The sequence below is a fragment of the Marinigracilibium pacificum genome (assembly GCF_012926615.1).
GTDB lineage: Bacteria > Bacteroidota > Bacteroidia > Cytophagales > Cyclobacteriaceae > Mangrovivirga > Mangrovivirga pacifica.
Genome location: NZ_JABBNU010000006.1, coordinates 14,354 through 27,317, shown reverse-complemented (window position 1 = coordinate 27,317; position 12,964 = coordinate 14,354). Strand labels below are relative to the sequence as shown.

Sequence of the window (12,964 nt, the reverse complement as noted above, 5' to 3'; positions counted from 1 at the left end):
TTCAAACTTATTCAATTAAAAGTAATTCTTCCTGTCGTCCGTCAATATATGTTACTTTATCACCATCGAAATAAGCATCTTCCTCTAACATTATTCTGATTTCCTTACCCCACTGCTCAATATCAACGGCATGATTTAATTCTATACTGTAAGCTGTACGCGGAAATAACGGATAATCACCAGTTCCCGGTACACCACCCTGCGAATCCCACATTCCAATAGTTGGGCCGGCTGCATGACCATGATACCCGATCGGGTGAGTATAAATAGTTGCCTTAATTCCTTCTTCATCTGCTTTAGCTAAAGCCATAGCTAAAATATCATTTCCGCTTCGTGCTGTTATAAACTGACTAGTCAGGATATCTTGTAACCTATTACCTGTTTTTAATGCTTCAACAAGATATTGAGGAGCATTTTCTTCTCCCTCCTTTAAAACATAAGCATGTTGCTGTGTATCAGTATTTAACCTTAGATATGTGATTCCAAAATCAACATGTAGAAGATCTCCCGGCATTATAATTCTATCACCAGGACTGTCAGAGAAACTTCGCAAGTGATCAAAATTTTCTGAATCAGATCTTTGAACACTAACAGTCGGATGAAACCATGATTTTAATCCCAAATCATTAACCCGCTGCCTGAAAAACCACACTACATCATCAGTTGTAGTTTCACCAGGAGTAATTACTTTATTCGAAAATCCTTCAGCAATAATCTTATGAGCTACATTACAAATATCCTTATAAAGAGCCATTTCTTCTGATGTCCTGGTTTCAAGCCATCCTACAGCCAATGCTTCTGCCGACACCAGTTTATTCACATAGTTATCAGGCAATACAGAAACTAAGGCATCATATTCTGTTTTGGGCAGACCATCAGCCAATGCATAATTTTCTGATACATTAATGCCAATTTTATTCGGCCTGTGCTTTTCTATAAGTCGTCTCAAGGCTATCCATTGATCTGGCTCCTCTTCTTTATCCCAAGCCTTCTTAAAAACATCTCCTACATTATATCTGGCGATAGCATAAGTATTAAGACTATCTCCATTATAAGATATCACAAGGATTGTCCTCCTTCTGGCAGACATCCATTCTGCAGGAAGCATTGTCTCTAAAACAGGATCTTCATTATACTCTCTACTGATTAGAATCCACATATCAATACCTGTTCGACCCATTAGTTCTGGCAAAACCCTTTCGACCCTGATCTTTAATAGCGAATCGATAGCCTTGGCTCTTTCTTGCATTGACAGGATACCATAATTATCATCTTCAGATGCCGATGATACAACCTCCTGATTTATATCAGATTTACAGGATGAAAAAATGGCTAAAATGAAGACAAATATGACAATATTATAATTACTCATAACTAAAAAATATTAAACTATAAAGATGCATATTTTTTCTTAAAGACAAATTGCTTCTGTCAGGATATTATTACACCTCCCCTTTATACCTCCTTATCATTCGATTGGTATACCATTCAAACCTGATTAATGATAACACTCCGGCTATAGTCAATCCAATTAGTAATCCATACCAAATCCCCTGAGCTCCATAATCTAGTTTAAAACCAAGAAACCAAGAAACCGGTAACCCAAATACCCAATATGCTAATAAGGTAATAAAGGTAGGCACTTTCACATCAGTCAATCCTCGAAGTGCTCCAAGACAAACTACCTGTAAACCATCAGACAATTGAAATATAGCGGCGATTATAATTAATTGTGATGCAAGGGCAACAACTTCGGCATCATCGATAAATAAGGTAGGCAACCAATGGCTTCCAAGAGTAAATAAAAGAGCACAAACTCCCATGAACAACAGCCCCATTGCAAATAATGTATGAGTAGCTTTCTTTAGTGTGGAAAAATCCTTTTTACCTAGTTGGTTACCAACCCTGATTGTTGCCGCAGCAGACAAACCGGACGCCATCATATAAGATATTGAAGCTAATGAAATTGCAACCTGATGAGCTGCTTGCTCAACCTTTCCCATCCAGCCCATCATTATCACAGCCATTGCAAAGGCTCCAACTTCAAAAGTATATTGGATACCACCAGGTATTCCAACACTCAAAATATTTTTAATTGTTTCTTTTTTGAACCGAGCTTTAAGTGTAAACCTCCTATGGATAACAAACCTTTTGTTTTTAGCAACAAAATACCACAAAGCAATCATCATCAAAACTCTGGAAATTAAAGTTGAGTATCCTGCACCAACTAATCCCATTGGAGGAAGTCCCAATTTCCCGAAAATGAAAATGTAATTAAGAATAATATTAATCAAGTTGGCAGCCAAAATTATCACCATTGCCTCACGAGTAAAGGTCAACCCTTCAACAAACTGCCTCAGAATTTGAAATAACATTAGGGGAATTAATGAAAAACCAATAATAGCAAGATATGGCTTAGCCACTTCTACCACTTCAGGCGGCTGATTAAAATATGGCAATAGTGGAAATACTGCAAATATCAACAGACACAGGATTAACCCACTAGCAATTCCAACCAGCATTCCATTATATAAGAAGCTCCCCATTTTTTTGAAATTCTTTTCTCCATCAGCAGCAGCAACATAAGGCGTAACTCCTATTGATAAACCAATTCCAAATGTTAAAGCAAGACTAAAAATACTATTTGCCAAAGCAGCTCCCGCTAGTGGAGTCTTACCGAGATGCCCCACCATTGCACTATCGGCAACATTTACCATGATATGACCAAGTTGACTGATCATTACGGGCACGGCAAGCTTCAGATTAGTCTTAAAATGATCTATATAATTCATATATCAAAAAGACGCGCAGCCTTTAATATCCCTGATGCTGATATAGCATCGGTAATTTTATCATTCATCACCCATTCTACCGCTTCAGATAAATGAAGCTTTTTAACTTTCAATATTTCAGTATCTTCTGGCTCCGGCTCCTCCTGAGTAAGATCAGTTGCCAGATATACAAACCCCTCCTCATCGGTAACCGAATTACTTGTGTGAATTCTCATAATCTGTTTCCAGTCCTGAGCGATTAAACCGGTTTCTTCCTTTAGCTCTCTTTTTGCTGATTCAAGCATGTCAATCCCAATTGGTCCACCACCCATAGGAATTTCCCAGCAATACTCATCAAGAGTATATCTATATTGACCTACCAGCCAAGTGTTACCTTGCTCATCTACAGGGATTATACCTATTGCCTTATTTTTAAAACTAACTTTTCCATATATCCCTTTTGAACCGCCTGGAGTAAGTACTCTATACTCCACTACTTTTATCCAGGGATTATCATAAACTTCCTTCCCGTCAAGGGTTGTCCAAGGGTTAAATTTCTCATCCATGTCACAAATCTAACTTGTTTTCATTTTGGTTACCGAATTATTAGCATCAAATAATTCATGATTAGTCATATATATTTTTTAGATTTGTCTAAAATTATTTTTAATAATCTAAATTAAAGATTTAGAATAACCTTATGGGTAAACTAAAACTACTGATTATCACATTATTAATAAGTTTCTACAGTTTTGGACAGACTGAAAAAATAAGTGGTATTGTTTACGGCGAAGGGCAACCTGTACCTGGCGCAACAATTAAAACTACTTATGGAACCGGAACAGTAACTGATGAAAATGGAAATTTCAGTTTAGATATTACTGAACATAATGACCTAACGTTAATAGTAAGTTGCATTGGATTTAAGGCCAAAGAAATTGAAGTCTCACCAGGTGATAAAATATCGGTAAATCTTGAAGAAAATATCCTTGGACTTAATGAAGTAACAATAACAGGCTCAATGATGCCTAATACCAGAAAAAACTCTCCTGTAAAAGTTGAAGTCATATCATCCAGACAATTAGAAGAGTTTATTCCATCGGGGGGATCATCATTAATGGAATCATTTAAAATGATTAACGGGGTGAATGAAGTAATTGCTTGTGGAGTTTGCTATACTAATTCGGTAAGTATAAATGGTCTTCCGGGTTCATACACAGCAATACTTATTAATGGCACCCCTCTTTTTGGCAATCTTGCCAGTGTTTACGGACTAAACAGTATTCCGACAAGTATTATTGAGCGCCTTGAAGTTGTCAGAGGTCCTGCATCTACTTTATACGGATCAGAAGCAATGGCCGGGGTAATTAATGTAATCACAAAAGATCAATATCATATTCCAAAATTAGCCTTTGATATTATGGGCAGCAGTTTTGGAGAAGTTTATGCAAATGGAATCTATTCTACCCGTTTAGGTAAAACAAATGGTGTCATTGCAATAAATGGTGGTCATAAACGTCACTTTAGAGATGTTAATGATGATCAATTTAATGATATGGTAGACCTTGACAGGATCTCCATGTATACACTTTGGGATATTAATCAAAAAAACAATAATAAATTTAAACTTGGTGCGCAGGTATATTATGAAGATCGCAGAAACGGTGTTAAAGATTACCTTACTCATAATAATTACCGTGAAACAAGAGGAAATGATTCGATTTATGGTGAGAGCATTTACACAAAAAGGTTTATGTTTTTTGGCGATTATGAATTTGCAAATATCAAAAACCTGAATATAAATTTTTCTGTTAGCAGCCATGATCAAAACAGTTATTATGGCAGTGATTTATATGAAGCTACCCAACACACAGGCTTTGTCAATTTAACTAAAAACTTTTCTGCAGATAATCATAAATTCATTTCCGGACTGACCTTCAGGTATAATCATTATGATGATAATACAGTAGCTACTGAGAGCAATTCTTCAAATGGCATTGAAAACGACCCTTCAACTCAATTTGTACCCGGAGTTTTTATTGAAGATGAATGGTCAATTAATGATTCGTGGAAAATATTAGGAGGTTTAAGATTAGATTATTTTTCACTAAATGGTCTTATCCCTTCACCCAGGTTACATGTAAAGAAAAAATTCAGTCCGGTAACTTCAACCTCCTTGAGCTTTGGAACCGGATTTAGAATCATTAATCTATTTACAGAGGATCATGCATTTGTTTCAGGTCAACGAGAGATTGTAATAGAAGAAGATCTTAACCCTGAAAAATCATATAACATAGCTTTAAACTTTAATCATATTTATACTTTTAATAATAATCAGGGCATGTTTGACGTGGACATGTTTTACACACGGTTTTCTAATCGTATCACACCTGACTATGATACTCCCGGAGAAATAATATATCGAAATACTCAAGGCTATTTTGTTTCCAGAGGAATAAACCTTTCAAATGTGATAGACTTTCACAATGGCATCACTCTGAACCAGGGCATAAATATCCAGGAAGTATATGAAATCAATAATAATGAATATTCTTCCATTGAATTTTCACCTAAGTGGACAGCACTAAGTTCTATTTCATATAAAATGTCAAAAGCTGGACTTACCTCGGGGTTAAATTTAAGACTTAACGGTCCGGTAAGGATGCCATTGACCTATGACATTAGTCAATCTGGTGAACCTGTTGCTCGTCCGCAATGGACTCCAGCCTATCTGGTCGCTGATTTAAAGATTGAAAAATCATTTAATCATGACTTTTCAATTTATGGAGGAGTAAACAATATTTTCAACTATATACAAAAATATTCACCTATTTCGGGAACTGAATCAGTTGATGCTCCATTGGGCTTTGCGGATAATTTTGACACATCATATAATTATGGTCCGGTAGCTGGAAGAAACTTTTACCTTGGATTGAAGTGGGAATTACCATTTGCAGATTCGCATTCTCATTAAAATATTATAGTTTTGTCAGGTGTTAAAATCATATTTTTCAGAAGATACAAAATTTGAAGCTGGCTGTGATGAAGCTGGCAGAGGCTGCCTTGCAGGCCCCGTAGTTGCAGGTGCGGTAATTTTACCGAAAGATTTTGATCACAAAATACTTACTGACAGCAAAGCTCTAAATAAAAAAACCAGAGATTCTCTGGTCAGTGAAATCAAAGAAGCATCAATTAGCTGGGCAGTTGCAATAGTTGAGCCTGAAGAGATCGATAAAATCAACATTCTGAAAGCATCTTTCCTTGCGATGCATAGAGCTGTTGATCAGCTAAAGACTACACCTGACTTATTGCTTATAGATGGAAACAGGTTTACTCCTTACCCTTCGATCAGTCACGAATGCATTGTGAAAGGAGATTCAAAATACTTTTCGATTGCTGCTGCATCTATTTTAGCTAAAACCTATCGAGATAATTTAATGGAGGAATATGCCCAAGAGCATCCATATTACGGATGGGAAAAGAATTATGGTTATCCAACACGCCAGCATCGTGATGGCATCAGAGAATATGGAATTACTCCATTACATCGCAAAAGCTTCCAGTTACTACCCAGACAATTAGATTTGTTCAAAGAAAAATGATAGCAAATACACCAAAGCCACCTTACTATGCAGTAATATTCACATCAGTTCTTAGTTCTGATAATGATGGATATGAAGATACCGCTAACAGAATGGTTGAACTTGCGAAAGATCAACCGGGATTTCTCGGGTTAGAATCAGCCAGAAATGAAGTTGGCATTACAGTTTCTTACTGGAAAGATCTTGAATCGATAAAAAACTGGAAACTTCATAGCGAACATACTATCGCAAGGGAAAAAGGCAGAACTACCTGGTATGCTGATTTCAAATTAAGAATCTCGAAAGTAGAAAGAGATTACGGTAAATAAAGAGCGGCCGCTCCTTTTGGGAACGACCGCCAAACAACCGGGCCAATCAATTATTCTTTTAATATTCTCAAAACAGTCACTTCACCGTCGTAATCGGTTAATTTCAAGAAGTATGTTCCTCTGTAAAGCCCTCCCATTCTAAATGGTAGCTCAACATTAGAACCAGCCTTAAGGTTTATTTCTACTTCTCCATGAGAATTAAATTGTGCATCATAAAGCTCTGCTGTCCATTTACCCTCCTTATTATTATTCAGGCGAAGGTTTACAACATCTTCTGGTGGATTTGGATACAGAAGCACAGCCATTTCAGCTGAAGCAGTTTCTAACTGGCTATCTGGAGTACACACCCCATATACCTCTACTTCATTTACATTGAATCCCCACGGTCCGGAACGGGAAAATGACCACAACCTTATGGCATCTGTACTCACAGAGCCATCAAAACCGATCTTATCAATACCTCCATTGGCACTTAAATCTTTGTAAAACACTCTCCAGACTCCATCAGCATCACGGTATTGAAGTTCATATGAGGTAGCAAAATTCACTCCCCAGTCAATATTTACTTCATGGATATTGTAAGTAGAGCCAAGCTCAACATACCACCACTGGTTATCAGCAAATTTCGATCTCCAATCTGTAGCAGTGTTTCCGTCATTAGCAAAGCCTGCATTAAACGCATTACTTTCAAAACTGGATGCTGTCGATGATTTATTTAAAGAAAGACTTCCCACCAGAGATACTTCACAGTCAGAACTTACCACAGACCCGTTAGCATAACCTGAAACACCATCTGCAATGATCTCTACCTGATAATTGCCATCGGCAATACCAGTTAACAAGCCAGTTTCAGAATCAATATCTACATTTCCAGTAGCATTCCAGGATACCACCGAAGGAATGTATTCATTTCCAAACTGATCTTTTGCTTTAAAATCATATTGCACACTTTCTCCTGAGCTGAGAGAATAGTATTCAGGATTAATATGGATTGAAGTAAGTACAGGATCACCTTCGGCACAACCACCAAACAGTTCAAACTCAAAGAATGAATACCCATACATTGTCGCAGGAGTATTTAGTTTCAATCTGACATATCTCGCTGTAGTCTGTGGAAGTAATAACTCAGTTAATTTTGAAGTATTCGTAAAAGTTGAATACCAAGTAGTCCATTCATCAGTTTCGGAAGATCTCACTAAAATCTCGAAGGATGAAGCATAATTAAAATCCCATAGAATTCTAATGCTATCGATCATGTTTACCTTGCCAAGATCAACTTCATAATACTGATCAGGGTCGAAAGTAGATTGCCATTTTGTGAAAACCAAACCATCATTAGCTCTATCAGGCAGCTGCCATTCAGAATTTGAAGAGGTTGCTGAAGATATGCCCAAGAAGGACTGATTAGTTATTGAAGACAAATTACAGGCCGCTTCAACAATCGAAAATTCATAATTCAAGTTTTCAGTATCCGTTCCATTAAGAACACCAGACTCTAACAACGGTATAATTTTTTGATAATCGCCTTTATTAAGCAATGAACCATCGATCAGCACATTGACATTTGCTGTTTCTCCAGGCATTACCTTGAGCTTTAAGATATCCGGCCTTATAACAGGCATTAATGCATGACCATTCCTGATCATGATGTCATCGATATTTAAATAATTTTGTTCCTGACTACTAGCCGATATTGCTAATGATTTAATTGGTTCATTGTATTCAACTCTATTAAACACTTCATTACCATTCAGAAAAAGTTTATTCTCTTTCGTTGAAGGATTATAACTGAATACTAATTGTTGATACCCTTTACCTACTCTGACGCCTGTTGCCTCCACTCCGGAATTAGACACATAAAACAACTCTCCATCTTCAACCCTGAAATATGGTTTTCCACTTTGAGTTCTTAATTTGGTAGATTGAATATTGATAGAAGAACTTTGTGCTGAATCAAAATTCACAAACATGGAAATGCTTGTCAGGGAATCAATTGAAAAATATATTGGTACATAAGCAGAGCTTGCAATATTTGAATTAGAATTACCATTCATTATAATATGATTAGTACCAGAGTATGGCATTAAAGAAGAAATCGTAACTCCTTCATTCAATCCAATTCCCGCGGCTTTTTTCAACCCACCCAGAGGCCATTGATCAGGATCCATTTTAAATATTACTTCTCCGACATCAAAATTATTATCTACAACAGGTAATTCATATGGCATCTCAATTTCTAAGGGGCTCTCTCCAGAATTTTCAATTGTTAGTGGAATTGACACCGTTCTTCCTTGCTCTACAATAGTCTGGAACCTGGTGTTTTTAAGTATCGGTTTGGCAGGCTCTAATACAGTTAAATCAAAGTTTAAAGTAGTATCAAGATCATAAATCAAATCAAACAAGTGCATCTCAACAGGATACTCACCTGAAAGTAAACCTATTGCATCAATACTTAAAGGCAGATCCACTTCTCCTTCTATAGGAATTGAAATAACACCTAAGGAATTATTTATTAATGAACTTCCTTCGCTATATACCTTAATATTATCTAAACTAACTCCTGACGCATAATCAATTTGATCGCCAACCCACCTAAATTGGAACCTTTTACCGGCTGGTAAATAATCTTTCAAATTAAATTTCACGTGTCGACAACTATAATCCTGAAAGTAATCATCCCAAACTAATATGTCGGTCCACTCGGTTTGATCTTCTTGTTTTATGCTCAGAATCAGAGAGGTTCGGCCTAATAAGTTAGTCATGCTTCCATCATATTCCAGATATAAATCGCCACCGTTATAGCTTATTAAAGGAGAAATCAATTCAGAATTACCAAAGCCATCATAACCATCCATTCCTATATCATTATCATCTATCAAACATTCTTCTGTGGGCTCAGGTCTATTATATACATTCCCGACAGGACCCCAGAGTAAAGAACCTCTAATTGCATTTACTTCCCATCCTAATGGGGGATTTTGTGATTCGAAATTTTCATTGATCAAATAATTCTGTTTCTTCTGAAATTCAGAATTAAATATGTCAGCAAATTCAGTAAATAATAGAAGATTTGTCCCACCGGTATTTTTGACATTCAACATTAAGGTGGTGTCTTGTTGATAATAGACCGATGCATTATTATTCACCTGAATATCTACAGATGGCAGATCATAAATCAATGTTCTTAAGGCAAACAAACCAGCATCAACTTTATAATCAACCGATACATCATTAAAATATTCACCATAATCATGGCCTGAACCAATTACTTTAATCTCCACATTAGATGATTCACCAGGATTTAGAAAGCTTTTTTCACTTACGATCTCAATCTGATCATAATCGAAGCTTTTATATTCACCTCGATAAATTTTATAATCATCTATATCAATTATACAATTACCGCTGCATGGTTCTGGCAAACTAAACCCTACTTCTGAAAATTTAAACCTGTCTTCTTCTTCACTTTCAAGGTATAAAACATCATCGATAAATACTTTTAAATTATGATGACCATTTGTAGCTTCAATTCTTAAATGGTAGTACTGATTCATTTGCAAATCAATATCAACCTCGATAGCATCGAGGTTATAACTATCAAGAATCATCTTCTTGGCTTCCAAATCAATAGTAAGGTTTTCATTCGGACTAATCCTGTCGGCTAATACAAACATCCACTTATTTCCACTAGCTATGGAAAATTTAAATTCCATAACTAAATCCCTCCTTCCAATAGGAACAGTATATAATCGAGGTGTTATACCCCCTGATTCACCGGTATTAAATTCTCCTCGCAGATTATTAATTCCCGTATATGGATTGATTGATGAAACCTTCCAATAAGAGTTAGTTATAAATTTATCACGATTTCCAACCAGATTGCTTCTTTTTTCAAAACCTGTTCCGTAGATATAATCGATTCCTTTTACAAATCCATTATAGAATTCACTTGGCTGTTTTCCAAATTCAATTTCTGTACCGATCTCACCTACATTGGTAACCGTTGTAGAATAAATTTTTATTCCATCTGTCGTCACTTTATCTTCAAAATTATCGGCATCAAAAACAACAGAAGGTCCTATTAATGAAATACTTACAGGCAAAACCAAATTTTCATTTTCCGGATCATTTGAGATGATTTTTATCTCAGAATTATATTCACCTCTGTCTTTAAAGGTTGAATTAATTGTGAATTCAACTTTTAGTGAATCACCAGGAGCAACTATAACTTCAAGAGGATTACTTATACTTAAATTCAAGTTAGGGCGAGTTGATCCAGAAGGAGGATTAATTGATTCAATTGAAGCCTCCAGATTATTTCCACCCTCGTTTTTCAAATAAAAATAACTCTGTGTATCCTCGGAATTTTTAACAACTAAATGAGAAGGAGGATTTACTATTATCATCTTTGGAGGAGTCAGAAATTCACCCTTAACTGGTAATTTCATTTCAGAGTTAATCGGGTCATTAGTTTTAATAATCAAGGTATCTACCCAGGCCCCTATAAATTCTGTACTCCCTTTGAAGGTTAAACTTTTTCTTTCAAACGCTTTAACACTAATAAGATTATTATTAAAGTATTGATCTTGAATAATCCCATTACTTGAAGTTATTGATTCTATTTTTAATTCATTAATCCCCCTATTAGCCAGATGAAATTGAAATTCTGTTGATGGCAGATTAATCACAGAGCCTACGTCTAATAATGAATCAAACAACCAGACATAAGGATTCTTGATAACTTGTTGTTTCATTGCGTTTCCAACATCAAGCCTTCCCCAACCTAATTGAAATGGATAACCAGGATTCTTATCGGAAATATCGTCTGCTGAATTAAACAATTGAGATTTGATTCTCTCCGGGGAATAGCCAATTTTACCATAGGCAGATACAAGTAAGGCAACAGCACCGGAAACATGTGGGCATGCCATGGAGGTTCCTTGATAATAAGCATATCTATTAGACGTGATAGTACTCAATATCATATTATCTTCCCAAAAATCACCCCCTGGAGCAGCAATATCTACCCAGTCACCATAGTTCGAATAGTATGATTTTTTATCTTTCCCACTTGTTGCAGCAACTGCAACTACTGGCTCATAGGATGCTGGAAAATACCGTCTGTAATCATTATCATTTGCCGCAGCAAAGATAACTATACCTCCGTTTAATTTTCCATACTGATTTCCAAATTCATCTTTACCGGCTTCGGCTATAAAGTAATCTATAGCATCAGCAATTGACCTTACAAATATTCCCGGATTATTATAACTCCATGAATTTTGAGAAATTACTGCGCCATTATCAGCAGCATATACAAAACTTTGCTGAAACCTAAATCCTGAATTATTTAAAAACACAGCACAAGACATAACCTTTACGCCATCTCCATTACCAGAACCTCCAGCAATTCCGGCTCCTCCTTTGCCATTATTGGTTACAGCAGCAATGGTACCTGCTACGTGAGTTCCATGGTTTCCCGGAGTATAATTCCCAATGTTTTCTCTAAAACCATAACCATTAACATCATCGATGTAACCATTTCCATCATCATCGATCCCATTCCCGGGAATCTCATCCTCGTTTACCCATAAATTTGCAGATAAATCTTCATGGGTCGATTCAATTCCCTGATCATGGACTGATACAATCACATCATTGTTACCGGTAGTTGTTCTCCAGGCTTTCAATAAATTTATATCTGCTCCTGGTACACCCCCACCTTGACCAGTATTGACATAATGCCATTGGTTATTATACAATGGATCATTAGGAGAGGATATCAAGGGCGCAATAAATTCACTCTCAACAACAATGGGTTCGAATGAACCATCAACAAGCTGAGTTTCAAATTCGGGCTCGGCAAATTCCACAAATTCCAGTTCACCATACTCTTTCACAGCATCAGCGATTGCAACTCCGGAATCAATTAAAACTGTATACCATCTGTGCAATCCATATTTTCTGTGTTTAGCTTCAAAACGCTCGTTATATGGAAACATCCTGGAAATACGCCGGCATTTAAACTGGCTGGACATAGCATCCAGTTCTTCGTTTCCTGAATAAACTGCAAAAGAACTATCCGCAGCGTTAAGAGTACTTTCCAGTTGGTCAGCCATCTCTTCGGAAACTTTAATATTGACAATACCTTTTTTACAATGATCCTGACCAAAGGCAAAATCAGGCAATAGAATAACAACCAGCATCAAAATTATTGATGCCGGGTTGAGGACATGAGTAAATTTTTTCACGACATTAAGGGACTCAGTAGTTAATTTATCGA

Annotated in this window: 7 protein-coding genes; 3 read left to right on the top strand and 4 right to left on the bottom strand. The window is 36.4% G+C overall.

The window, feature by feature from the left end; all coding sequences use genetic code 11:
- Nucleotides 1-7: 7 nt before the first annotated feature.
- The 3 genes from HH304_RS10295 to HH304_RS10285 form a co-directional block, all read right to left on the bottom strand.
- Entirely contained in the window at nucleotides 8-1,372 is a 1,365-nt protein-coding gene (locus HH304_RS10295) for a M24 family metallopeptidase (protein ID WP_169681083.1), read from the bottom strand.
- A 70-nt stretch (nucleotides 1,373-1,442) separates the two neighbouring features.
- Nucleotides 1,443-2,792 carry an MATE family efflux transporter gene (locus HH304_RS10290; RefSeq protein WP_169681080.1) on the bottom strand — a complete coding sequence of 450 codons (1,350 nt, stop codon included), beginning with the start codon at nucleotides 2,790-2,792 and terminating at the stop codon, nucleotides 1,443-1,445.
- Nucleotides 2,789-3,337, bottom strand: coding sequence for an NUDIX domain-containing protein (locus HH304_RS10285; protein WP_169681078.1), 549 nt, complete (start codon nucleotides 3,335-3,337; stop codon nucleotides 2,789-2,791). The genes HH304_RS10290 and HH304_RS10285 overlap by 4 nt, the downstream gene beginning before the upstream one ends.
- Nucleotides 3,338-3,471: 134 nt before the next feature.
- On the opposite strand from HH304_RS10285, the gene HH304_RS10280 reads away from it, so the two are divergent.
- From HH304_RS10280 to HH304_RS10270, 3 genes are read left to right on the top strand one after another with little or no spacing between them, the layout of a single operon-like run.
- The gene (locus tag HH304_RS10280) at nucleotides 3,472-5,745 is read left to right on the top strand and encodes a TonB-dependent receptor (RefSeq protein ID WP_169681076.1); all 2,274 of its coding nucleotides are present in this window, start codon (nucleotides 3,472-3,474) and stop codon (nucleotides 5,743-5,745) included.
- Nucleotides 5,746-5,764: 19 nt separating this feature from the next.
- Nucleotides 5,765-6,373, top strand: coding sequence for a ribonuclease HII (locus HH304_RS10275; protein WP_169681074.1), 609 nt, complete (start codon nucleotides 5,765-5,767; stop codon nucleotides 6,371-6,373).
- Entirely contained in the window at nucleotides 6,370-6,681 is a 312-nt protein-coding gene (locus HH304_RS10270) for an antibiotic biosynthesis monooxygenase family protein (protein ID WP_169681072.1), read from the top strand. Before HH304_RS10275 ends, HH304_RS10270 begins: the two co-directional genes overlap by 4 nt.
- A gap of 50 nt (nucleotides 6,682-6,731) precedes the next feature.
- Here the strand turns inward: HH304_RS10270 and HH304_RS10265 are convergent, their stop codons facing one another.
- Nucleotides 6,732-12,932, bottom strand: coding sequence for a S8 family serine peptidase (locus tag HH304_RS10265; protein WP_169681070.1), 6,201 nt, complete (start codon nucleotides 12,930-12,932; stop codon nucleotides 6,732-6,734).
- Nucleotides 12,933-12,964 lie beyond the last annotated feature (32 nt).